The sequence below is a fragment of the Streptosporangium longisporum genome (assembly GCF_039534895.1).
Classification (GTDB): Bacteria; Actinomycetota; Actinomycetes; order Streptosporangiales; family Streptosporangiaceae; genus Streptosporangium; species Streptosporangium longisporum.
In genome coordinates, this window is the sequence record NZ_BAAAWD010000006.1 from 237,373 (window position 1) to 260,141 (window position 22,769).

Consider the following 22,769-nt stretch of genomic DNA (forward strand, 5'->3'; position numbering starts at 1 on the left):
CCTCGCGCCGGGGCCCCGAAGGCTCAGGTGAGCGCCGGGGCCGGTCGGCGGCCCCGGGCCGTCACCTGGTGCCGTAGTTGTACAGCGGCCTGTTGGGCGGCTCGGGGGTCGGTGCCGCGACGTTCACGACCGCCACCGAGGTTCCGATCGCCAGCACTGCCCCTACCGCCAGAGCGGCAATCACTCGCAACACCCGAGTTCTCCCTCCAACGCGTGGATCGTGCAGTCTGCCCGAGAGTAGAACGTGATACAGCTCGCCAGCCAGCAACTTGGTCAAAATGTGATAAATAAAGTTACCGCTGGGTAAATCCTACAATATTTGCATCTCACGAGCTCAGAGGCGGTAGAGCAGGAGCTCCGGACCGGCGTGGAGCAGCCGCGCGCCCGACAGCCTGGAACGGAACATGTTCTCGTTCGCCCGCAGGATCAGCACGTGGCTGACCCCCCGTGCGGCCAGCGGCCCGGTCAGGGCACCGGACCCGGCGAGGAGCGGGCCGATCTCGCGCGCCAGCGGGTCCTCGGCCCCCAGGGCGAGCGTGCGGCCGTCCCCCAGGCCGACCGTCAGGCCGTCGTTCCAGACCACCCGGCGATGGAAGGACTTGACCGCCGGGTCCAGCACCACCCGCCCGCCGTTCCAGCCGAACGCCCGGTACGCGCTCCACGGCAGCGTCAGCAGCGCCCCCGGGGCCGGGTCGGCGTCCACGATCTGCCGCACCCGCGACCAGTCGGGCGGGTACTCGACCGCGACCAGCCTGCCGAACGCCCCCAGCGCGAAGGTGGGCAGCACCAGCAGCGGCACCAGGATCATGCCCGGCCGGATCGTCGCGGGCAGCCGGGCCGCGACCGCGGCCAGGCCGACCGCCTGGAGCAGCGCGAAGGGCGCGAGGTAGAGCTGCCCGTCGCGCAGCGGCCCGAAGCCGGGCCAGAACCCGACCAGCGCCTGTACCGCCCCCGGCAGGAAGGCTCCGGCGCACCCCACCGCCAGCCCCGCCGCGGACGCCACCGCCAGCCCCTCCTCCCACCCCCACGCCCCGTCCCGTCCCCGTTCCCCGTCCCGTGCCCGTTCCTGATCCCGTCGCCGCTCCTCGTCCCGTCCCCGTCGCTGATCCCGTGGCCGCTGCCGTCGCCGCTGTCGTCGCTCGCGGACGAGCAGCGCGTGGCCCGCCACCGCCGTCACGGTCACCGCGAGCCGGACCAGGGCCGACCACCAGGTCTCCTGCCCCGGTACGACGGCGCCGGAGTTCCACACCCCGCCCAGGGTGAGCAGGCTGCCGAGGGTCCCCAGCGGCCCGTCCGCCCGGGGGGCGAAGGCCCGTACCCCGGCCGGGTCGGTGACGGCGGCGCTGCCCAGTGCCGGGACCAGCCACGGCAGGCTCAGCACGGCGGCGATCAGCAGGACGCGCGGGGCCCGGCGGCCGGCCACCGGGACGACGGTCATCACCGAGACCAGCATCGCCTGGAAGCCCCCGACCGCGGCGGGCAGCAGCGCCAGGACCATCGGACCGGCCCGCCTGCCGGTGGCCGCGCGCACCGCCCACGGCAGCCCCGCGTACCCGAGCAGCAGCGCCCACTGGCCCAGCAGCAGCCGCTGGGCCAGGTAGACGTTCCAGGCGTAGAACACCGCGGCGACCAGCCGTGCGACCGTGCGCTCCCCGCGTTCCCCGGGGACCAGGGCCGCCGCGCCCGTCGCGGCGAGCACGAAGAGGCCCAGCAGGATCGCCTTCTGCACCACCTGGTCCGGCAGGAACGACGGCACCGCCGACAGCAGGGCCACCGCCGTGTCGCTCGGCACGGCACGCGGGAAGCCGCCGCCCTGCGGGAGGATCGGCGGATCCGGTACGAACACCATGTCGTAGCGGAGCACGAAGCCGGGACCGAGCGCGGGTCCCAGGGCGAGCACCCCGAGCAGCAGCCCCGCCAGGGCGGGCAGCGCGTGGACGGCCCGTCCGCGCCACAGCTCCCGGGCCGGTCGCCGATCCCCGGGACGGGACCGTCGCGCCCGGATCCGGGACGGCGCCGATCGCCGGTCCGGCGGGCGGGCGGGGCGCCTGTCACCGGCCCCGGGAACGCCCACTACGGAGCGGCGGGGCGGAAGAGCACCATGTTCACGTACTCCCGGCCGGGGACGAGCAGGCGGGAGATGAAGCTCCGCCGCACCTCGCCGACCGCCTCCTCCTGGTGGGCCGGCAGGTCGAAGCCGTCCAGCGGGCGCCAGGAGCCGCCGGTCAGGACGGAGCCGGTGTAGCCCCACCCGGCGAGCCGGTCGACGACCAGGCCGATGTCCTGGTGGCGGGTCTCCAGCTCGATCAGCAGGACGGGCCGGTCACGGCGGACGGTCCGCTCGGCGCCGAGCAGCGCGGCCAGCTCGTGACCCTCCACGTCGATCTTCATGAACCGGACGTCCCTCAGGTCCAGCTCGTCGATGGTGACGGCCGGGACGTCCACCGGCACGCCCTGTCCGTGCACCACCGAGGCCGTGGCCTCGGCGCCCCGGCCGCCCCCGGGGATCCAGAGCCGTGCCGTGCCGGAGCGGTCCGAGGCCGCCGCCGCGACCACCCGCACGTCGGGGAAGGTGGTCGTGAGCAGGGCGGCCAGCCGGGGGTTGGCCTCGATCGAGACCACCTCCGAGGCGAGCCGCCGCAGCGCGGCCGTCCACGGCCCGTACCAGACGCCCACGTCCACGGCGGTGCCGCCGCGCGGCACGAACTCCCCGGCGCGGGCCAGCTCGGCGTCCAGCCGGGGGTAGACCCTGCGGATCGCCGCGCCGAACCAGCGCGGCGGGACCGCGCCGGCCACGGCACTCCGGACGGCCACCCCTGGCCGGAACCGCATCGACATGCGCGAAGCCTATTACCTGCCCGGCTCGGGGTCCCTGGGCAGGCCGAGCATGCGCTCGCCGATGATGTTGAGCTGCACCTCCGTGGTGCCGCCGTAGATCGTCATGGCCCGGGTGGCCAGCACGGCCCGGTTCCAGTAGCCGGCGTCGCCGAGCTTCATGTCGGCGGCGATGACGGCCGAGGGGCCGAGCAGCGAGACCGCGCACTCCGAGACGTGCTGGGCGTGCGAGGTGGACAGCAGCTTGCGCACCGAGGCGTCGGCCCCGGGCTCGACGCCGGTGAGCTGCTTGAGCGTCACCCGCAGGCCGAGCGCCGCGATCGAGTGGCCCTCGCAGACGACGTGGGCCAGCTCCTGGCGCTCGGCGGCGGTCAGCTCCCGGCCGAGCCGACCGACCAGGCCGATCAGGTCGGGGACGGACGCGCCGGTGCCGCCGGAGCCCGCCGAGAGCGAGACCCGCTCGTTGGACAGGGTGTTCCTGGCGACCTTCCAGCCCTGTCCCACCTCGCCCACGACCAGGTCGTCCGGGACGAACACGTCGTCGAGGAAGACCTCGTTGAACAGGTTCTCGCCGGTCATCTCGGTCAGCGGCCTGACCGTGACGCCGGGGCCCTTCATGTCGACCAGGAAGTAGGTGATGCCCTCGTGCTTGGAGCCCTCGGAGGAGTTGCGGGCGATGCAGATGCCCCACTCGGCGAAGTGCGCCACCGAGGTCCAGATCTTCTGGCCGTTGAGCCGCCAGCCGCCCTCGACCTTCTCGGCCTTCATCTGCACGTTCGCGAGGTCGGAACCGGCGCCGGGCTCGGAGAACAGCTGGCACCAGATCATCTCGCCGCTCAGCGTGGGCGGCAGGAAGCGCTGCTGCTGCTCGGGGGTGCCGTACGTGGCGATCGACGGCACCACCCAGGCACCGATGATCATCTGGGGCAGCTTGACCCTGGCCGCCTTGAGCTCCTGGATGATGAGGACCTGCTCCAGCGGCTTGGCGTCACGCCCCCACGGCCGGGACAGGTGCGGCATGACGTACCCGGCCGAGGCCAGCGCCCGCTTCTGCTCCTTGCCCTCCAGCGCGGCGAACCCGGCGACCTCGGCGCGGATGCCCTCGCGCAGCTCGGCGGCCTCCTCGGGCAGCTCGACCTCCAGCTCCCGGCTGACGCCGTTCAGCGCCAGCTCGGCGACGGTCTCGGCCCACTCGCCCGAGGAGCCGAGCAGCGCGCGCAGGGTCAGCGCCCGGCGGTAGTACAGGTGGGCGTCGTGCTCGTAGGTGTAGCCGATGCCACCGAAGATCTGGACGGCGTCCTTGGCGCAGTGCACGGCCGCGTCGGGCGCCACCACACCGGCGATCGCGGCGGCGTAGGCCAGCTCGTCGGCCGTGACCCGGTCGCCGGAGCCCGCTCCGTCGAAGGCTCGGGCGGCGTCCCACACGGTGGCGCGGGCCTGCTCCAGGGCGACGAGCATCCGGGCGGCCTTGTGCTTGACGCCCTGGAACTGCCCGATCGGGCGGCCGAACTGCACGCGGACCTTGGCGTACTCGGCGGCGGCGGTCACGCACCAGGAGGCCACGCCCGCGGCCTCGGCGCCGAGCACGGTCGCGGCCAGGTTGAGGACCCCGGGGCCCTGCAGCCCGTCCAGGATCCGGCCCGCCGGTACGGCGACGGCGTCCAGCTCGATCCTCGCCACGCCACGGGTGACGTCCAGGGCCCCGACCGGGGTCACGGTCGCCGCGGAGGCGTCCACCGCGACCCACTCCTCGCCGCGGTCGGTGCTCACCGGGAGCACCAGGACGTCGGCCAGGACGCCGCCCAGGACGTGCTCGGCGGTCCCGCCGATCGTCAGGGCGCCGTCCTCGCCACGGGTGCCGGTGATCGAGGCCGACAGCGCGACCGCTCCGGTCAGCGTGCCGTCGGCGAGGCCCGGCAGGAGTTCGGCGTGGGCCTTGCCGTCGGAGGCGAGGATCGCGGCGCTGGCGAGCACCGTGGGGACGTAGGGGCCGGGGGCGACCCGCTCACCGAGGGCCTCCACCGCGATGGCGGTCTCCAGCAGGCCGTAGCCGCTGCCGCCGTGCTCCTCGGGGATGTGCAGGCCGAGCAGGCCCTGGTCGGCCAGCCCGGACCAGAAGCCGGGGCGATCCTCCCCCTCCGCCGCCATGGCGGCGCGCACCACCCCGGACGGGATGTTGCGCTCCGCCCATCCGGTCACCGACTCCCGGAGCGCCTCGTGCTCCTCGCTCAACCCGATCGCCATGACAGCCTCCAGACGCGATTCAATGACAGAACCATATTCTAGAAGGTACTTCCATCACAACGCGCCCCCGCGGATGCCCCGGACGCGGGACCGGGGCCCGCCGACCACCGGATCAGGATCACGGTCACGGATCACGGGGCACACGGGCCGCGGAAGAGGTCGCACGGGCAGGCCGTCCCGAGGGGGACGGCCACCGGGAAGGGTCACTCCGGGAAAGGCCCCTCGCGGGGACCCGTCAGAGGGCGCGGACGCCGGTCATCAGGGGGGCGATGTCCGCCCAGAGCCGCTTGCGCGTGTCGGGCACGGTCACGAACAGCATCGACGGCTTCCGGCGGCCCACGTCGACCACCGCGAGCGCGGCGTGGGAGACGCGCTTCTTCCCCTTGACCCGGTAGGTCACCTGGTAGCCGAGCACCCACCCCTTGCCGCTCGTCAGGCGCTGCGAGCCGGTCCAGACGACCCGGCTGCCCGCGGGGTGGTGGTTGCGGATCGTCCAGCGCACCGCGCTCAGCGCGGCCTTGCGGTAGTCGGCGTCGCTCTTGAGGGCCTTGGCGGGCGTGGCGCCCGGGAGCGGGCCGGAGCCGATCACCGTACGCGGCAGCCGGGCCGCGCCCACCTGCTGGCCGACGGAGAAGGACGGCACGGACTTGGCCGCCCAGGGGGCGCCCAGGCTGGAGTAGGTCAGCGCCGACCTGGTGTCGGTCACCGCCCCGAGCACCGCGCTGGGTCGTCCCGGCAGCACGCTCAGGGAGGTCGTGCCGGGCAGGGCGGGCAGCGTGATCGGGGACGCCGCCGGCGAGGCGCTGACGCCGGGCGCCGCGGCCCGGTCGGCGCCCGCCGGGTCGGAGGGCTCGTCGCCCGAGAAGAGAACGAAGATCAGGACCACCACGAGGCCCGTGATGAGGGCGGCCCCCAGGCTGTAGGCCACCCGGATCGGGATGTCGCCGATCCGCATCAGCAGGCCGCCGGACCGCTTGGCCCCGCCGGGCCGTCGCGCTCCCGCACCGGCGGGCGCACCGGCGCCGTCCGCCGCGCCCGGGTCGCCGAACACGCCGGGGCGCTCCGCCGCGCCGGGCCATCCGGTGGCCGTGCCCGTCGCGCCACCCGAGGTCGCACCCGGGGCCGCACCCGCGCCCCGCCGGGTCCCGGCGTCCGGGGGAAGGGGCGCCCCCTGGCGGTCGGGGCGCCATGGACCGGCGGAACCGCCCACCTGCCTGACCGGGATCGTGCCCAGACCGCCGGACTCGCGTGCCCGCCCGGTGTCACGAGTGTCGCCGGCGTCTTCGGGGTCGCTCTCCCCGGGCCCGTCGGGACGGTCGCCGGAGGGCGTCCCCGGACGGCCGGAGCCGGGGCGGTCCGCGCCGGGACGGCCGGAGGCCGGTGGGGAGGAGTACGGGGGGAACGCTCCAGGAATCTTGGGCCTGGAGACCAGTGCGGTCTCCTCGCCGTCCCCGATGGGGAACCTCCGGGGGACCCGGGGACTGATGATCGAACCGTCCTCGGCGGGGATGGCGGGTATGGGCGCCGTGGGCGCGTCATAGGAGGGAACGTACCGCTCGTTAGAGCGCCCGGAGGAGTTGCCGCCGACGTCCGCCATACGCGTCAGGTTATGTCACCCGCGAAAGATTCAGCGCATCGGCGTTTATTACGCTTCGGCCACGGGCTGTGCATCAGCCCAGGTGACCGCGTTTCCCCTTCCATGAACAGAATGTCGCTCTGTAGGGTCACGGCCATGAGGGGCTTCTACGAGATCGCGAATGCCGACCCCGGGCGCACCGCCGTCGTCGCGGACGTCACCGTGACCTACGGCGAGCTGCACGAGAGGGTCGACCGGGTGTCGCACGGCCTGCTGGCACGCGGCACCCGGCCCGGTGACACCGTCGTGACGGTCCTGCCCAACGGCATCGACGCGATCACGATGATACTGGCCACGTACCAGATCGGCGTGTACCACGTCCCGGTCAACTGGCACTACACCGCCGAGGAGATCGGCTACATCGTCGCCGACTGCGCGGCGCGGACGGTGGTGAGCTCCGAACGGTACGGGCACGCGGTGCCGGGCGGGTTCGTCGAGACCTCCGACCTGGCCGAGGGACGTCCGGCCTCCCCGCCCGAGGGACGCAGGGCCGGGTCGATGATGCTCTACACCTCCGGCACCACCGGCAGGCCCAAGGGCGTGCGGCGGCGGCTGCTGGAGCTGAGCCCGGAGGATCTCCACCCGATCCTGATGCGCAAGAGCTGGCGCCACTTCGGGCTCCCCTCCGACGGGGTCCACCTGCTGCTGTCGCAGCTGTACCACTCCGCCCCGTACGGGCAGGCGATGATGGCCCTGCAGTTCGGCCACACCGTCGTGGTGACCGAGCGGTTCGACGCCGAGGAGACCCTGGCGCTCGTCGAGCGGCACCGGGTGACCAACGCGTTCATGGTGCCGACCATGTTCCACCGGCTGCTGGCGCTGCCCGCGCCGGTCAGGACGAAGTACGACCTGTCGTCCCTGACGCACCTGTACCACGGCGCCGCGCCCTGCCCGCCCGCGACCAAGCGGGCGATGATCGACTGGCTCGGCCCGGTGCTGTGGGAGTACTACGGCTCGACCGAGGCCGCCGTGGCCACCATGGTCTCCTCGGCCGAGTGGCTGGAGCGGCCCGGCACGGTCGGCCGGGCGGTCGAGGGCCTGGAGTTCACCATCGTCGGCGAGGACGGCGCCGAGCTCCCCGCGGGCGAGCCCGGCCTGGTCTACATCGGCGGCATCAACCGCTTCGAGTACCACCGCGACCCGTCCAAGACCGCCTCGGCGATGCGCGGCCGCCTCTACACGCCCGGCGACATCGGCTACCTGGACGAGGACGGCTACCTGTTCCTCTGCGACCGGCGCACCGACCTGATCATCTCCGGCGGGGTCAACATCTACCCGGCCGAGGTCGAGGCGGTGCTGCAGGAGCACCCCTCGGTGGCGGACGTGGCCGTGATCGGCGTACCGGACCCGGAGTGGGGGCACCGCGTCGTCGCGCTGGTCCAGCCCGCGCCCGGGGTCACGCCCGGCCCGGAGCTCACCGGCGAGCTGCTGGCCCACTGCGCGCCCCGGCTGGCCCGCCTCAAGCACCCCCGGGTGATCGAGTACCGCGACCGGCTGCCCCGCACCCCCACGGGCAAGCTCAGCCGCAGCACCCTCCGGGAGAAGTATCTTCCAGCCTGAGCTGGGGATATACCCCTGTATGGGGGCATCACAGACAAGCGTCGCACTACTGGCGGCAACCGCGGTCGCGCTCGCGGGCTGCGGCACGGAACGGGGGTCGCGGCCCGTCGGAATGGCCGCCTCCCCGGGGTCGCCGGCACCGGCGTCCCCCGGGGCCTCGGCCGAGGACTCCCCGGCGAGTCCCCGGGCGCCCTCACCCGGAACCCCGGGGAGCGACCCGGGGAACCTGGAGAACGCCTACGAGCGGACCATCACCCGGGTGATGCCGTCGGTCGTGCAGATCACCACCGGCGACGACCTCGGTTCGGGGGTCGTCTACGACACGCTGGGGCACATCATCACCAACGCCCACGTGGTCGGGTCCGCCCGCCGTTTCGAGGTCACGCTCGCCACGGGCGGCATGCCGCGGACGGCCAGGCTGGTCGACTCCTTCGAGCTGGGCGACCTGGCCGTGATCAAGGTGGACGACCCCACCGGGCTCAGGCCCGTCGTCTTCGGGGACTCCTCGCGGCTGCGCGTCGGCCAGGTCGTGATGGCCATGGGGAACCCGCTGGGCCTGTCCGGCAGCGTCACCGAGGGGATCATCTCCGCGCTGGGCCGCACGGTCAGCGAGCCCGAGAGCAACGGGAAGGCGGGAGCCACGATCAGCGGGGCCATCCAGACCTCCGCCCCGATCAACCCGGGCAACAGCGGCGGCGCGCTGGTCAACCTGTCGGGCGAGGTCATCGGCGTGCCGACGCTGACCGCCGTCAACCCCGAGCTGGACAACGCCCAGGCCCCGGGCATCGGCTTCGCGATCCCGTCCAACACGGTCAAGGACATCGCCGCCCAGATCGTCAAGGACGGCCGGGTCACCAACACCCGCCGGGCCACGCTCGGCGTCGTGGTACGGACCGTGATCGACATGAACGGGCAGCCCGCCGGGGTCGGCGTCGTACGGGTGCTGAAGAACAGCGGTGCCGAACGGGCCGGGCTCAAGGCCGGTGACCTGATCGTCTCGATCGACGGCAGGCCCACCCCGGCCACCCAGGACCTGTCGACCATCCTGGCCACCCTGCGGCCCGGCGAGGACGCCAAGGTCGAGATCCTGCGTCCCGACGGGAACAGGAGCACCGTCGCCGTCCCCCTGGAGGAGCTCTCCGGAGGCTGACGGACCCGCCCCGCGCGGGGGCGGGCGGTGACGCCGCGTAACGGCTCACCCGCCCCGCGCGGGGGCGGGCGGTGGACCGGCGCGGACCAATCAGTAGGGCAGGAGCCGCTCGGTGAACGTCTTGGACACGAAGGGCGCCTTGAACTTGGGGAAGGCCACCGTCTGGGCGTCACCGTCGGAGGTGTAGCGCTCGTCGGGGTTCGCCTTCAGCCAGTCGAGCCAGGCGGTGGAGCAGAACTTGGCGCAGTCGCCCTTCTTGTCCATCGAGCGGATGCGCGGGATGCCGAGCGGGTCGAACTTCTTGTTGAACGGCGACAGCGCGGGCGTGTACCCGGCGAGGAAGACGCCTCCGTAGTCGTAGGAGACGTCACCGGCCTTCCCCTTCTGGCCCCACTCCTTGCCGTCGGGCTGGTTGCCGTACGGCAGCGCCAGCGTGGACGGGGGCGTCTTGATCAGGTCGGTGATGAGCCGGTGGCCCGCCGCCACCTCCTCGTACACCCGCTTCTTCGCCTTGCCGCCCAGGTTGAGGTGGTCGCGGGTGTGGTTGCCCACGTCGAAGCCCTGCTGGGTGAGCCAGAGGAGCATCTGCGCCCCCTCCTCGGGGGTCGCCTTGCCGAACATGTCGCGGGTGACGTAGAAGGTCCCGACCGCGCGGAACCCCGGGTGGGTCTTGGCCACGTCCTGAAGGATCGCCACGGCGGTGTTCGCCTTGGGGACGCCCATCCCGTCCAGCTCGAACTGTGTGGGTGAGGAGTCGTCGAAGGTGAGCACGACGGGGTGCTTGCCCGCCGGGATGTCGATGCGCCCGGAGACGAACTCGGCCGCCGTGACCGGCACGTAGTCCTCCCTGGCCAGCCGCTCCAGCTCGGCCCGGAACTGCGCGGGGGTACGGTCGTCCTGCGTGGTGGGCTTGTCGACCACCCGGTGGTACATGAGCACGGGCACCTGGCCCAGCTCGTTCGCCCTGGCCTTGGCGGCGGCCTGCGCCTTCGCCTTCAGGGCGTTCGCCCGCGAGGCCGCGGCGGCCGACGCGTTGGACGTGGACTCCACCTGCGCCTTCTGCACGCCCCCCTCGTCCTGCCCCGATGAGCATCCGGCCAGCACCGTCCCGGCCGCGACGACCACCACACCGGCCCTGCCCATTCCACGACGGCCCATCGAATCCTCCAAGCGCGCTGACGATACGCCTTTCATCCCCTCTGACCTGCGGTTCGATCTCCAGGAGGGGCAAAGGTTCGCGCTGCGGCTCCCCTCGGCGGAACGGGTCACCGGCGGTTTCCCCCGCGTCCGGCGGGCCTCACCGTGAAACGGCCTACCGGCCCCGGGCCGGGTCGTCCCGCGTGCGGACCGGCCCGGGGCCGGTCGTCACTCGTGCGGCTGGAAGGGGCCGGGGCCGGGGGCCTGGCCGCCGACGGTGGCGACGATCTCGGCCGCCAGGTCGTGGACCTTGAGGTTGCGGTTCTGGGAGGCGCGGCTGAGCAGGGCGAAGGCGTCTTCGGCCGGGCAGCGTTGCTGGGCCATCACGATGCCGACCGCCTGGTCGATGACGCTGCGTGAGGCCAGGGTGGCGCGCAGGTCGGCGTTCAGCTTGGACTGGTCGGCCAGGCGCAGGCTCAGCGCGACGGCGCCGGCGGCGGTGCCGGCGTACAGACCCATCCGCGCCTGGACGTCCTTGAAGGCGCCGGGGTGGGTGTTGTAGAGGTTGTAGCCGCCCACCTGGCCGCCGGGGGCCATCAGCGGGAGCGCGAGGCAGCTGCGCACGCCGTGGGCGAAGGCCTCGGTGCAGAACGAGCGCCAGCGCGGCTCGGCGGAGGTGTCGGCGATGTGGTTGACCTGCCCGCTGGCCAGGGTGTCCAGGCACGGGCCCTCGCCGGTGCGGTACTGGATCTGATCGACGGCCAGCGTCAGGGCGTCGCTGGTGGAGAGCGTCACGGCGCGCTCGTCGCGCACGACGGTGAGGCCGCACATGCTGCCCTCGGGCAGCGCGGCCACGGTGGCCACGGTCAGCTCGTGCAGGAACTCCTCGAAGGTCTCGGTCACCACCAGCAGCGACAGCAGGCCGTCCGACCAGGTGGCGTCGGGAGGGGGGATGTACGGCGAAGACACGGCTCTCCCGCGATTTCTGGGGCTACGTCCCAACGGTCACCGGAGACGAGACGTCTGACCGACGCGTACGAAGTGCCCGCGGTGACCCCCACAGCCTTGCACGCCGGAAGTAGTACTTGAGCCCGCAGGAAGAGTATAATGAGGCCCGGTCCAGAGACGTGGCCTCTATTTGCCACGCCCGCGAAGGTCAACGCCTGGTGTCTCTCGACCCGATCACCCCCTTTTCACCGCCGCACCCGACGGCCGATGATCGTGACGCGCCGCCGGAGGTACGCACCTGGCGGCTGAGGTCGCCGCGGATTCTTCGCCTTCCGGACGAGCCGGACGCCCTCACCGCCCCCCGCGTGCGCGCCGGCCGGTCCACGGCAACCATCCGGCAAAGCGGATAATCCTCTCATAAGGCAACAAGAACGAAGGGTCGGCGAAGGTGGGTGAGCACATGTCGGCGGTAGCGCGGTCGTGACGACCTCCCCGGGTCCCGAGCGAATGCTGGTGGGGTTGCTGCGGGCCGGTCACATGGCGGCTCTGGAGCAGTTGCCGGACCTGGTCGCCGAGCACGCCGCGTCCGCGGGCCTGGAGGAGGTGCTGATCTACCTGGCGGACCTGCAGCACGTCGTGCTGCGTCTGCTGACCGGTGAGGGGCTGCGCGGCGGGGAAGGTGCCGGCAAGGAGATCGCCGAGCTGGGCGTCGACGCCACCTTGGCCGGGCGGGCCTTCCAGGAGATCCGGGTCCTGGCCGGAACCGAGACGGGCGGCGAGACCGCCGAGGACGCCGGCGAGGGTGTCGAGGCCGGCGAGGGTACGCGGCAGTGGTGGGTGCCGCTGCTGAACGGTACCGAACGCCTGGGGGTGCTGCGGGTCGGCGGCAGGGCCGCCCTCGACGCCCAGGGCCGGGACAACATGCGCGACCTGGCGTCGCTGGTGGCGTTGCTGGTGATCGACAAGCGCCCCTACAGCGACTCCTACGCCCGCCTGGTGCGCACCCGGCCGATGCACGTGGCCGCGGAGATGCAGTGGACGCTGATGCCACCGCTGACGTTCGCCGACCACCGGGTGAGCATCGCCGCGGCGCTGGAGCCGGCCTACCAGGTCGGCGGGGACGCCTTCGACTACGCCCTGGCCGGCGACGTCGTCCATCTGGGGATCTTCGACGCGATGGGGCACGACGTCTCGGCCGGGCTGAGCGCCAACCTCGCGGTGGCCGCCTGCCGCAACAACCGCCGCCAAGGCGCCGACCTCGCGGCGAACAGCCAGGCCATCGAGCAGGTCCTGATCACCGAGTTCGGCCAGGCCACCCGTTTCGTCACCGCGATCCTGGCCGACCTCGACACCCGCACCGGGGTGATCTCCTGGGTCAACCGCGGCCACCACCCGCCGGTGGTGATCCGCGGCGGCCGCTGGGTCAGCACGCTGCAGTGCCGGCCGGCTCACCCGCTGGGCCTGGACCTGGGCCTGACGGTCACGACGTGCCACACGCAGCTGGAGCCGGGGGATCGGGTGGTGTTCTACAGCGACGGCATCACCGAGGCCCGCAACGCCGCCGGCCAGGAGTTCGGCCTGAGCCGTTTCATCGACTTCATCATCCGCCACACCGCCGACGGCCTGCCCGCGCCCGAGACCCTGCGCCGCCTGGTGCGCAACGTGCTGGACTACCACGACCATCATCTCCAGGACGACGCCACGGTGGTGATCCTGGAATGGCACGGCGACACCCGCAGACGGGTGCATCCGGCAGGCGCGGCGCCCGAATCGGTGACACCGGCCCTCGGCTGACGGATGATCGTCCCCGGGACACACCGCCTCGAACGCCGAGGCGGGAACACCGTGAACGGCAGAACGCGACGATCTACCCGGGCGGGTCGACGCCGGCCGGGTCGCCGGCCCGGCCACCGACGGTGGCGACGATCTCTGCGGCCAGGACGCGGATCTTGAGGTTGCGGTTCTGCGAGGCGCGGCTGAGCAGCGCGAAGGCCTCACCGGGCGGGCACCCCTGCTCCATCACGATGCCGGTCGCCTGGTCGATGACGCTGCGGGAGGCCAGCGTGGCGCGCAGGTCCTCGTTCGATCGCGCCTGGCCGGCGATGCGCAGCGCCAGGGAGACCGCGCCGGCGGCATTGGCGGCCAGGACGTGCATCCGGGCCCGTGCGGCCTCGTCGAAGGCGCCGGGACGAGGGTTGTAGAGGTTGTAGACGCCCCTGACCCCGGTCGGCTCCGGCAGCGCCAGCGGCATCGGGATCGACAGGCAGCTGCGCACCCCGTGCGCGAAGGCCTCGGCGCAGAAGGCCGGCCAGCGCGACTCGACGGAGGTGTCGGCGATGTGGTGGACCTCACCGTCGGCCAGGGTGTCCAGGCACGGCCCCTGACCGGTGCGGTACTGGATCTCGTCGACGGCCAGGGTGAGGTCGTCGCTGCCGGCGATGGTCGCCGCATGCGAGGCGCGGGCGACGGTGATACCGCACATGCCGCCCTGGGGCAGGGCCTCGACGGTCAGCACGGCCAGCTCGCGCAGGAACGTCTCGAAGGTCTGCGTCGACAACAGCAGCGACAACAGCGGGTCCGGCCAGGAGGGATCGGAGGTGATGACGAAAGGCGACGACACGGCGTGCCCTGCGGATTTCCGGGGCTACGGCCCAACGGCCACCGGCGACGAGACGTCCAGATGACGGGTGCAAGGTGCCCTCGGTGACCTTCCCATTTTCACACACCCCGGGCGGTGCCCGACCACGGGAGCGGACGAGAACGCCCCTCCGTCCGGCTGGTACACGCGGCGCGCAGGCCCCTCACCTGCCCGCCGGGCACCTCGCGGCGCAGGTCGCGCACGCCGATGCGCGGCCTCCGGCACGGGCCGGACGGAAGGGAGGGAACGGGACAGGCTGACTCGGTCGTCTCGGGTGACTGATGTGACCAAAAGGGAAGAATCCACTTTGTAAGGACATCTCACCGGGCGAACACGGCCCAGGTGAAGGACCCTTCCCGATATTTCGTCACTGTTGCGGGAAGCCTATATTCCTGACCATTATTCAACAATCGCGTCACATCACCGTTGACGACCTCGCGTTTGGCGCTTACGTTCCGGGAATCCGAGCGGCATTCGTGAGGGGGACAGATGACGGAGCGCCTGAAGAAGCCCGGTCTTCTCGGTGAGCTCGCGGCCGAGTTCGCGGGCACCCTGATCCTCATCCTCTTCGGGGCGGGCGTGGTGGCCCAGGTCGTCGCGGCCGAGATCGGCGACCACGACAGCATCGCCTGGGCCTGGGGAATCGGCGTGACGCTCGGCGTCTACGTCGCGGCCCGCACCAGCGGAGCGCACCTCAACCCCGCCGTCACCCTCGCGCTGGCCGTCTTCAAGGGCTTCTCCTGGCGCAAGGTGCTGCCGTACGCGCTGGCGCAGACCCTGGGCGCGTTCGTGGCGGCGCTCATCGTCCGCCTCAACTACACCGAGGTGCTGCACAAGGCCGACCCCGGCCTGACCATCAAGACCCAGGGGGTCTTCTCCACCCTGCCGGGCAACGGGACCCTCCCCATCGGCACCTGGGGCGCCTTCCGCGACCAGATCATCGGCACCGCGATCCTGCTCCTGCTCGTCCTGGCCGTCTCCGACGCGCGCAACACCGCGCCGGTGGCCAACCTGGCGCCGTTCATCATCGGCCTGATCGTCGTGGCCATCGGCATGGCCTGGGGCACCAACGCCGGCTACGCCATCAACCCCGCCCGGGACTTCGGCCCTCGGCTCGCGTCGTTCCTCACCGGGTACGAGACCGCCTGGCAGGATCAGTACGGTCAGCTCTACTTCTGGGTGCCGATCGTGGCGCCCCTCATCGGAGGCCTGCTCGGGGCGTTCCTGTACCAGGCCCTGGTGGCCAGGTTCCTCCCTCCCGAGGAGGCCGAACTCGAGGTGGGGCGGATGCCGTCCGACGAGGCGCGCGACGTCGCCTGACGGGCGTGGAACACCGGCCGCGGCCGGGAACAGCCACGGGAGAGCAGCCGATCCCCCGGAGAGTCTCACAGAGGAGGCACCGTCAATGCCTGATTTCGTCGGAGCAGTCGACCAGGGAACGACGAGCACCCGCTTCATGATCTTCGATCACGGCGGTAACGAGATAGGACGTCACCAGCTCGAGCACGAGCAGATCCTGCCCCGCGCCGGGTGGGTCGAGCACAACCCCGTCGAGATCTGGGAGCGGACCAGGGCGGTGATCGAGACCGCGCTCGCCCGGGCCGGCCTGACCGCCTCCGACCTGGCCGCGCTCGGCATCACCAACCAGCGCGAGACCACCGTGGTCTGGAACCGCAGGACCGGGCGGCCGTACCACAACGCGATCGTCTGGCAGGACACCCGCACCGACCGGATCGCCTCCGCCCTGGACCGCGACGGCAGGGGCGACGTCATCCGCCGCAGGGCGGGCCTCCCCCCGGCGACGTACTTCTCCGGCGGCAAGATCCAGTGGATCCTGGAGAACGTCGACGGGGTGCGCCAGGCCGCCGAGGCCGGGGACGCGATCTTCGGCAACACCGACACCTGGCTGCTGTGGCACCTCACCGGCGGCATCGACGGCGGCGTGCACGTCACCGACCCGACCAACGCCAGCCGCACGATGCTGATGGACCTGGAGACGCTCGACTGGGACGACGAGCTGCTGTCGTTCTTCGGCATCCCCCGCTCGATGCTGCCGTCCATCAAGCCCTCCTCCCACCCCGGCCTGTACGGCACCACCAGGCCGGGCGGCCCGCTGGGCGGCGAGGTCCCGCTGTCGGGCGACCTCGGCGACCAGCAGGCCGCCACCGTCGGGCAGGTCTGCTTCGAGGTCGGCGAGGCCAAGAACACCTACGGCACCGGCAACTTCCTGCTGCTCAACACCGGTACCGAGCTCGTACGCTCCCAGAACGGCCTGCTCACCACGGTCTGCTACCGCTTCGGCGAGGACGCCCCGGTGTACGCGCTGGAGGGCTCCATCGCGGTGACCGGTTCGGCCGTGCAGTGGCTGCGCGACCAGCTCGGCATCATCTCCGGGGCGGCGCAGAGCGAGGCGCTGGCCCGGCAGGTCGAGGACAACGGCGGCGTCTACTTCGTCCCGGCCTTCTCCGGGCTTTTCGCGCCGTACTGGCGCTCCGACGCCCGGGGCGCCGTGGTGGGCCTGTCCCGCTTCAACAACAACGCCCACCTGGCGCGGGCCACCCTGGAGGCGATCTGCTACCAGAGCCGCGACGTGGTCGAGGCGATGCGGGAGGACTCCGGCGTCACCCTCGACGTCCTGCGGGTGGACGGCGGCGTCACCGCCAACGACCTGTGCATGCAGATCCAGGCCGACGTGCTCGGCGTGCCGGTCTCCCGGCCCGTGGTGGCCGAGACGACCGCCCTGGGGGCCGCCTACGCGGCCGGGCTGGCGGTCGGGTTCTGGAAGTCGACCGACGAGCTCAAGCAGAACTGGAACGAGGGCCGGCGATGGGAGCCGACCTGGTCCGAGGAGCAGCGGGCGGAGGGGTACGCGGGCTGGAAGAAGGCCGTCCAGCGCACCCTCGACTGGGTCGACGTCTCCTGAGCGACGCGGACCGCCGGGCGGCCGGGTCTCCCGGGAGACCCGGCCGGCGCCTGCGTCAGGCTCCGGCTCAGACTCAGACTCAGGCTCAGACTCCGGCTCCGGCTCCGGCTCAGGCTCGGACTCGGACTCGGACTCGGACTCGGACTCAGGCGAGCATCGCGCCCAGCCGCTCCACCGTGGGGCGCGACTCCACGTGCAGCCGGGCCACGTCCAGCCCCTCGTCGGCGAGCACGACCAGCAGCGCCGCCTGGCGGACGGCGTAGACGACGATGTACCCGCTCCGGCACCGGGTCACCACCTCGCGCAGCTCCCCCATGCCGACCTCGTGGCCGGTGCGCTTGCCCAGTCCCAGGGAGGCGGCGGCCAGGGCGGCCAGCACCTCGGGCCTGTCGCCCTCGCTGTCGGCCGCGACGAGCAGCCCGTCCACCGACGCGACGGCCGTCTCCAGCACACCGGCCACCTGCTCGCGCAGCAGCTTCAGCTCGGCGAGAACCTCTTGCCTACCCATCGGATACCTCCAGCGTGCGGCCCCGGAGCCCGGGGCCCGGGGGGACAAGGACGGCGGGGTGCCGCCCGGCGGGTCGCGGGGATCCCTCACTCACCGGCCGGGCCGGCGTCGTCCGCCCACTGCCGGGGCAGGGACCGCAGTGCCAGCAGGGGCCGGGAGGTGATCGGCCCTCCCCCCGCGGCGGCCAGCACCTCGTTGATCCTGCTGGTGCCCGGACGGCGGCGCGGCAGGTCGGCGGGACCGCCCGGATCCGCTCCGGCAGGCTCCGGCGCCGGGGTCTTCCCGCCCGGCGCGGATCCGGGGGCACCGAGGTCGAGCACGCCCTCCTCGACCATCCTGGCGATCTCGCTCATCACCGCGAACAACCCCTTGCCCAGCACGAACGCGATGTCGCGCGGTGTCCGGCGGCCGTTGGCCCGCTCCATGACGGCACGCCGGATACGGTCGGACCCCAGCAGGGTGGACGCGGGAACGGCCGGGGGCACGGGCCTGATCCGCATGGACATGCCCAGCCGTCGCCAGGTCGCCACGTACGCCATGCGGCGGGCGGTCTCGCGCAGCAGCCGTCCCGCCTCGATCCCCGGCAGGACCGGGAGCAGCGGCAGCCGGTCCCCCGCGCCCGCGGGCTCGGCGCGGCAGGACTCGATCCCGTACAGGACCATGGCGAAGACCGCGTCGAAGGTCGCGGCCAGGCAGACCGCCTCCAGGCCCGCGACGCCGATGACACCACGCCCGGCGAGTTCCGCGGCCAGCCGGTCGGCGGGGGCGCCGACGGCGTACGCCTCGGTCCAGTCCTGCTCCGAGATCCGGCCCGAGCGCAGCAGCAGCGACTCCGGGCCCGGGGCGGCGGGGGTGGTGGCGGCCACCACGAGGCCGTCCCTCATCCAGATCGCGCCTCCCGGGCCTCCGTCGACGCGCAGCACCCCGGAGAAGCCCTCGCGCGCGAAGCGCGGCAGGAACTCGTCGATCCTCGCGACCGCCCGGGGCTCCCGGACCCCGCCCGCGGCCCCGGTGACCGGGGACACGGGCTCCACGCGTGCGGGCTCTGCGGCCCCGGGCTCTGTGGTCCCGGGCTCCATGGTCACGGGTCCTGCGATCTCGTGTTCCCGGATCCCTGACTCCACGGCCCCGGGCCCTGCGGTCCCGGGCCCTGCGGTCCCGGGCCCTGCGGTCTCGCCGGGCTCCGGGAGCTCCCCCGCGGTCATGCCGTCATCGCATGCGGGAGGCGGGAACGACACGCCGCTCCACGGGACGGCGCCGGCCGGGCCACGACCGGCGACGGCACGGGATCATCCCCGGCCCTGATCGCCACGGGCGAGCCGATCACGTGTGAAAGCGGGCCGGTCCTCACCACTGCGTTCTCCCTCGACTCTCCCCGGGCACACCGCCCCGGGAAGACGACGTCACGGACACCGCACCGCGCACCGGCGGACGTCCGGAAGGCACCCCGTGGACGACCGGGTGGACGACCGGCCCGCCACCCCTGCCCCGTGGACGGAACGGATCACACTCGGGTCACATGATGGGGCATATATCCCCCAATAGACCCTTGTATCCGGTACTAAAGCATATGACACTTCACTAACGGTAGTAAATGAGTGTACTTTACGTATCTACCGTCACAAACGATCTCCTCGGTACGACCGACAGGTCCGCCGGGCGAGGCGTCGGGGCACACGCGATCGCAGGGAAGAAGTTCATGAACATCGAGACCGCTCTCAAGGAAACCATGACGATCGACGGCGCGATCGGCGCGGCGCTGGTCGACTACGAAAGCGGCATGTGCCTGGGCACCACCGGAGGAGATCGGGGCCTGAACCTGGAGGTGGCGGCGGCGGGCAACACCGAGGTCGTCCGGGCCAAGGTCCGGACGCTGTCCGCGCTGAACATCGACGACACCGTCGAGGACATCCTGATCACCCTGGCCCGGCAGTACCACATCATCCGGCTCCTGTCGGACAGCGGCGGCCACATCTTCCTGTACCTGGTGCTCGACCGCGAGCGCGCCAACCTGGCCCTGGCCCGGCACCACCTGCGCCGTATCGAGGGCGCCCTCACCGTCTAGCGGCCGTCCGCCACGGGGACGCGTCCGGGGCGGCGATCACCCGCGCGTCCCCGGGCCCGGCGCCACGGTGATTCCCGCGGATCCCCCGCAAGGACCGGCGGGTCCGGTGGGTTCGGCGAAGATCCGCGGGTCCTCGGAGGGCGGCCGGGCGAAAACCACCGGAGAAAGCCGAAGGGCGGCCGGGACGGCACTGAGGCCGCTCCGACCGCCCTCGGGCGATCTGTTCCACGCGTTCGAACGCGGAACGGGGGTGGAGGTGGCGGGAATCGAACCCGCGTCCTTCAACTTCAAGACAGGGCTTCTCCGGGTGCAGCCTGTTGTGCTTTTCTCAGCCCCGGCGATCACACAGGCAAGACGCCGACGGGCTCAGCCACTGTTTGATTTCCCGATCTTCCCCGTGGCCGGGTCGATCGGTTGAGCCTCCTAGCGATGCCGGATCCGGGCCGGAGGCGCTCCCGGGCCGGCAGAAGTCACTCGCTGCTTAGGCGGCGAGTGCCAGGTTGCCCTGGCTGACTTCGGAGTGCGTCTTATTGGCACTTATTGGTCGCGGTCACAGTGTTAACGAGGTTATGTCCGCAGTCCTCGACCCGCTTCACCTGGCTTGCAAAGCCAAAGTCGAAACCAGTCACCCCCTGTTGAGTTTTCAACTCGTCCCCGCGGGGCCGAGCCATCCGAAGATACCCGTTACAACAGGGTCAACGCCAATCGAATTCCCGCCGACGCGCCGGAACCCGGGAGCGGGCCCGGGTTCCGGGTTCAGGGAGTGGCCTGCAGCCCCTGGAAGAACCGTCCCGCGACGGCCGCGCCCGCGGACGGGTCGGAGCTCTGCATGAGCACCGCCACGGCCACGTCGCCCTGCCAGCCGACGAACCACGCGTACGGCTTGCGCTTCTGCAGCGCGGCGGCCGTGATGCCGTGGACGGGGTCGCCGAGCGCCGCGGCGGCGCGGGCGGATCCCGTGGTCACCCCGGCGCGCATGAAGGTGCGCAGGGTCCTGACCGTCCTGTCGTCCAGCTTGATCGGGTCGGGCGGCTTGGGCGGCTCGGCGTCGGTCGTGGGGTCGGTGGTCTTGGGGTCGGTGACCAGCACCGGGGGACGCCAGGTGCCCGACGCCACGGCTCCGGCGACCAGCGCCATGGACAGCGGGCTGACCAGGACGTTCTGCCCGGCGATGGCCTTGGCGGTGGCGGCGTCGCCGGTGAGCGGCCGCGTCACCCCGCTGAACGCCTTCAGCGGCAGGGTCCACTTCGCCCCGATGCCGAACTTCGCCGCCTCCTCGGCCAGGTCCGCGCCGTCGATCCTGCGGGCCAGCGACGCGAGCGCGGTCACGCAGCCGTTGGCGAAGTTGGCCTGCAGCGTCGGCGAGGTCCCGGCGGGCGAGCCCTCCTGGTGGAACGGGGCGCCGCCGACGCTCCGGTCGGCCGGGCAGGACAGTTTCTGCTTGGGGTCGATCTGTGCCCTGACCATGCCGCCGACCGACATGATGGAGAACGCGGTGCCCGGGGAGAACTTCCCGGCGAGCGCGTGCCTCTCCTGGTCGTACTCCTCGGTGCCGGCCACCGCCCGGATGTCACCGGTGGAGGCCTGGACGGCCACCAGCATGCCGGGGGGCCCGCCCAGCAGCGCGGCGTCGGCCGCCTTCTGCTGCGCGCGGTCGAGCGTGGTCTGCACCGGCGCGGTGGACCGGTCGGGCTGCCACTTCTTGAGCTCGGCCACTTCCTTGAGCGTCTTCAGGTCGACGGTGATCACGCGGGTGTCGGTCGAACCGGTCAGGTGCTCCTGGTACGCCTCCTGCAGCCCCGTCTTGCCGACCGTGTCCCCGGCCCGCTGCGGGCCGCCGAGCTGCTGCACCGCCTCCTGCGTCACGGCGGTGACGGTGCCGACGATCTGCTTGGGCGAGGCCGGCGCGAGCTCCTGCTCCTGCTCGGTGAGGGTGATGCCGGGCACGGCCCGCAGGTCGGCGCTGAGCTGCCCGAACCTGGTGCGGCCGAAGGTCACCAGCGGCACCTGCACGTTGGGCGGCGCCGAGCGGATCCGGCTGAGCAGCCGGTCCTGCGGAAAGCCCGTGATCCTGGAGAGCCGCTCGCAGAGCTTCTCGGCCTCGCCGTCCTTGAGGTTGGCCGGGACCACCTGCGCCACGTGCAGGACGGCCTTCTCCTGGAGGGGGTCGCGGTTGCGGTCGAGGATGGGCTGGCGTCCCTCGGGGTCGACGTCCACCGCGAAGCGCTGCCCCTCGGCCAGCTTGGGGTGCAGCACACTGGGCGACCAGCGCACCTTCCAGCGGCCGTCGACCAGGTGGAGCGGGATCTTGCCCTGGTACTCCCAGAGCGGGTTGTTCTCCCCCAGGTCCACCTCGGCGTCGAAGTCGGCCTCGACCTGGTCGGCGGCGCGGCGCATCCCGGTGATGGTGAAGCGGAACGACGCGGCGTCGAGGTCGAACGTGGCGTTCTCCAGCGCCTTGCCGACCGCCTTCTCGTCGCCGTCCGTACGCCGGGCCGCGTAGTCGTAGTCGCCCGTCTGCCAGCCGATCAGGAAGTCGCGCACCGCCTCGTGGGCGGAGGGCTCCTCGAAGCAGGCGGACAGCATGGGAGCCGTCACCGCCAGCGCGAGCGCCGCGGCGCCGGCACGCCGGGCCTTTCCCCTCACGATCCCCTGTTCCTGTGCCGGAGCGCGCGCGCCATCTCCCGCTTGGCCTGGTTCTCGGCCAGTGTCTGGCGCTTGTCCCAGTCCTTCTTGCCCTTGGCGAGGCCGATCTCGATCTTGGCCTTGCCGTCCTTGAAGTAGATGGCGAGCGGCACCAGGGTCAGGCCGCCCTCCTTGGTCTTGGAGATCAGCTTCTCGATCTCCTTGCGGTGCAGCAGCAGCTTGCGGGTTCGGCGCGCGGCGTGGTTGGTCCAGGTCCCCATGGTGTACTCGGGGATGTGGACGTTGATCAACCAGGCCTCGCGGTCCTTGATGACCGCGTACCCGTCGAGGAGGGACGCGCGGCCGAGCCGCAGCGACTTCACCTCCGTGCCCTGGAGCACGAGACCAGCCTCGTAGGTGTCCTCGATGTGGTAATCGTGCCAGGCACGCTTGTTCTGGGCGATGACCTTCCGCCCGGTCTCACGTGGCATGTCTGGAGC

General features: G+C 72.1%; 18 protein-coding genes and 1 other RNA gene. 6 read left to right on the top strand and 13 right to left on the bottom strand.

Translation table 11 applies throughout. The annotated features are described in order from the left end of the window. Nucleotides 1–61 precede the first annotated feature (61 nt). The 5 genes from ABD832_RS05205 to ABD832_RS05225 all read right to left on the bottom strand — a co-directional run bounded on the left by ABD832_RS05205 (nucleotide 62) and on the right by ABD832_RS05225 (nucleotide 6,676). Nucleotides 62–193, bottom strand: a complete 132-nt coding sequence (locus ABD832_RS05205) for a hypothetical protein (protein WP_344889137.1) — start codon at nucleotides 191–193, stop codon at nucleotides 62–64. A 141-nt stretch (nucleotides 194–334) separates the two neighbouring features. After that, nucleotides 335–2,074 carry an MmpA family trehalose lipid delivery protein gene (locus tag ABD832_RS05210; RefSeq protein ID WP_344889140.1) on the bottom strand — a complete coding sequence of 580 codons (1,740 nt, stop codon included), beginning with the start codon at nucleotides 2,072–2,074 and terminating at the stop codon, nucleotides 335–337. Continuing rightward, nucleotides 2,074–2,838, bottom strand: coding sequence for an FkbM family methyltransferase (locus ABD832_RS05215; RefSeq protein ID WP_344889143.1), 765 nt, complete (start codon nucleotides 2,836–2,838; stop codon nucleotides 2,074–2,076). The genes ABD832_RS05210 and ABD832_RS05215 overlap by 1 nt, the downstream gene beginning before the upstream one ends. 12 nt (nucleotides 2,839–2,850) lie before the next feature. Continuing rightward, nucleotides 2,851–5,079, bottom strand: a complete 2,229-nt coding sequence (locus tag ABD832_RS05220; RefSeq protein ID WP_344889146.1) for an acyl-CoA dehydrogenase family protein — start codon at nucleotides 5,077–5,079, stop codon at nucleotides 2,851–2,853. Nucleotides 5,080–5,314: 235 nt separating this feature from the next. After that, entirely contained in the window at nucleotides 5,315–6,676 is a 1,362-nt protein-coding gene (locus ABD832_RS05225; protein ID WP_344889149.1) for a hypothetical protein, read from the bottom strand. A gap of 135 nt (nucleotides 6,677–6,811) precedes the next feature. On the opposite strand from ABD832_RS05225, the gene ABD832_RS05230 reads away from it, so the two are divergent. Together ABD832_RS05230 and ABD832_RS05235 are read left to right on the top strand one after the other, a co-directional pair. Beyond that, the gene (locus ABD832_RS05230; protein WP_344889152.1) at nucleotides 6,812–8,275 is read left to right on the top strand and encodes an AMP-binding protein; all 1,464 of its coding nucleotides are present in this window, start codon (nucleotides 6,812–6,814) and stop codon (nucleotides 8,273–8,275) included. A gap of 112 nt (nucleotides 8,276–8,387) precedes the next feature. Beyond that, nucleotides 8,388–9,425, top strand: a complete 1,038-nt coding sequence (locus tag ABD832_RS05235) for a S1C family serine protease (RefSeq protein WP_344889155.1) — start codon at nucleotides 8,388–8,390, stop codon at nucleotides 9,423–9,425. Nucleotides 9,426–9,515: 90 nt separating this feature from the next. Here the strand turns inward: ABD832_RS05235 and ABD832_RS05240 are convergent, their stop codons facing one another. Together ABD832_RS05240 and ABD832_RS05245 are read right to left on the bottom strand one after the other, a co-directional pair. Continuing rightward, nucleotides 9,516–10,583, bottom strand: coding sequence for a polysaccharide deacetylase family protein (locus ABD832_RS05240; protein ID WP_344889158.1), 1,068 nt, complete (start codon nucleotides 10,581–10,583; stop codon nucleotides 9,516–9,518). Between the two features lie 207 nt (nucleotides 10,584–10,790). Then, nucleotides 10,791–11,531 (bottom strand): GAF and ANTAR domain-containing protein, encoded by a 741-nt coding sequence (locus ABD832_RS05245; protein WP_344889161.1) that lies wholly within the window; start codon nucleotides 11,529–11,531, stop codon nucleotides 10,791–10,793. Between the two features lie 459 nt (nucleotides 11,532–11,990). Here ABD832_RS05245 and ABD832_RS05250 point away from each other — a divergent pair, with 459 nt between their 5' ends. Continuing rightward, entirely contained in the window at nucleotides 11,991–13,304 is a 1,314-nt protein-coding gene (locus ABD832_RS05250; RefSeq protein ID WP_344889164.1) for a PP2C family protein-serine/threonine phosphatase, read from the top strand. Between the two features lie 73 nt (nucleotides 13,305–13,377). Here ABD832_RS05250 and ABD832_RS05255 read toward each other — a convergent pair whose 3' ends face one another. Continuing rightward, nucleotides 13,378–14,130 (bottom strand): GAF and ANTAR domain-containing protein, encoded by a 753-nt coding sequence (locus ABD832_RS05255; protein WP_344889167.1) that lies wholly within the window; start codon nucleotides 14,128–14,130, stop codon nucleotides 13,378–13,380. 507 nt (nucleotides 14,131–14,637) lie between these two features. Between ABD832_RS05255 and ABD832_RS05260 the strand changes: the two genes are divergently transcribed. Beyond that, the gene (locus tag ABD832_RS05260; protein WP_344889170.1) at nucleotides 14,638–15,468 is read left to right on the top strand and encodes an MIP/aquaporin family protein; all 831 of its coding nucleotides are present in this window, start codon (nucleotides 14,638–14,640) and stop codon (nucleotides 15,466–15,468) included. Nucleotides 15,469–15,553: 85 nt separating this feature from the next. Further along, nucleotides 15,554–17,071: a glycerol kinase GlpK gene (gene glpK, locus ABD832_RS05265; RefSeq protein WP_344889173.1), complete on the top strand. Its 1,518-nt coding sequence runs from the start codon at nucleotides 15,554–15,556 to the stop codon at nucleotides 17,069–17,071. A 145-nt stretch (nucleotides 17,072–17,216) separates the two neighbouring features. On the opposite strand, the gene ABD832_RS05270 is transcribed toward glpK, so the two are convergent. Together ABD832_RS05270 and ABD832_RS05275 are read right to left on the bottom strand one after the other, a co-directional pair. Further along, on the bottom strand, nucleotides 17,217–17,579 hold the full coding sequence (locus ABD832_RS05270) for a roadblock/LC7 domain-containing protein (protein ID WP_344889176.1): 363 nt from the start codon (nucleotides 17,577–17,579) through the stop codon (nucleotides 17,217–17,219). 86 nt (nucleotides 17,580–17,665) lie between these two features. Next, nucleotides 17,666–18,613: a hypothetical protein gene (locus ABD832_RS05275; protein ID WP_344889179.1), complete on the bottom strand. Its 948-nt coding sequence runs from the start codon at nucleotides 18,611–18,613 to the stop codon at nucleotides 17,666–17,668. Between the two features lie 665 nt (nucleotides 18,614–19,278). Here ABD832_RS05275 and ABD832_RS05280 point away from each other — a divergent pair. Further along, nucleotides 19,279–19,644, top strand: coding sequence for a hypothetical protein (locus ABD832_RS05280; protein WP_344889182.1), 366 nt, complete (start codon nucleotides 19,279–19,281; stop codon nucleotides 19,642–19,644). 248 nt (nucleotides 19,645–19,892) lie between these two features. Here the strand turns inward: ABD832_RS05280 and ssrA are convergent. From ssrA to smpB, 3 genes are all read right to left on the bottom strand, one after another. Continuing rightward, nucleotides 19,893–20,277: a transfer-messenger RNA gene (gene ssrA / locus ABD832_RS05285) on the bottom strand. 123 nt (nucleotides 20,278–20,400) lie between these two features. Continuing rightward, entirely contained in the window at nucleotides 20,401–22,290 is a 1,890-nt protein-coding gene (locus tag ABD832_RS05290; protein ID WP_344889185.1) for a penicillin-binding transpeptidase domain-containing protein, read from the bottom strand. Further along, a complete protein-coding gene (gene smpB, locus ABD832_RS05295; RefSeq protein ID WP_344889188.1) occupies nucleotides 22,287–22,760 on the bottom strand; it encodes an SsrA-binding protein SmpB in 474 nt (157 codons plus the stop codon). The genes ABD832_RS05290 and smpB overlap by 4 nt, the downstream gene beginning before the upstream one ends. Between the last annotated feature and the right edge of the window lie 9 nt (nucleotides 22,761–22,769).

Coding starts and splice junctions, on each gene's coding strand:
- ABD832_RS05215 (WP_344889143.1), bottom strand. CDS start 2,838: ATGTCGATGCGGTTCCGGCCAGGGGTGGCCGTCCGGAGTGCCGTGGCC.
- ABD832_RS05220 (WP_344889146.1), bottom strand. CDS start 5,079: ATGGCGATCGGGTTGAGCGAGGAGCACGAGGCGCTCCGGGAGTCGGTG.
- ABD832_RS05225 (WP_344889149.1), bottom strand. CDS start 6,676: ATGGCGGACGTCGGCGGCAACTCCTCCGGGCGCTCTAACGAGCGGTAC.
- ABD832_RS05230 (WP_344889152.1), top strand. CDS start 6,812: ATGAGGGGCTTCTACGAGATCGCGAATGCCGACCCCGGGCGCACCGCC.
- ABD832_RS05235 (WP_344889155.1), top strand. CDS start 8,388: ATGGCCGCCTCCCCGGGGTCGCCGGCACCGGCGTCCCCCGGGGCCTCG.
- ABD832_RS05240 (WP_344889158.1), bottom strand. CDS start 10,583: ATGGGCCGTCGTGGAATGGGCAGGGCCGGTGTGGTGGTCGTCGCGGCC.
- ABD832_RS05260 (WP_344889170.1), top strand. CDS start 14,638: ATGACGGAGCGCCTGAAGAAGCCCGGTCTTCTCGGTGAGCTCGCGGCC.
- glpK (WP_344889173.1), top strand. CDS start 15,554: ATGCCTGATTTCGTCGGAGCAGTCGACCAGGGAACGACGAGCACCCGC.
- ABD832_RS05270 (WP_344889176.1), bottom strand. CDS start 17,579: ATGGGTAGGCAAGAGGTTCTCGCCGAGCTGAAGCTGCTGCGCGAGCAG.
- ABD832_RS05280 (WP_344889182.1), top strand. CDS start 19,279: ATGAACATCGAGACCGCTCTCAAGGAAACCATGACGATCGACGGCGCG.
- smpB (WP_344889188.1), bottom strand. CDS start 22,760: ATGCCACGTGAGACCGGGCGGAAGGTCATCGCCCAGAACAAGCGTGCC.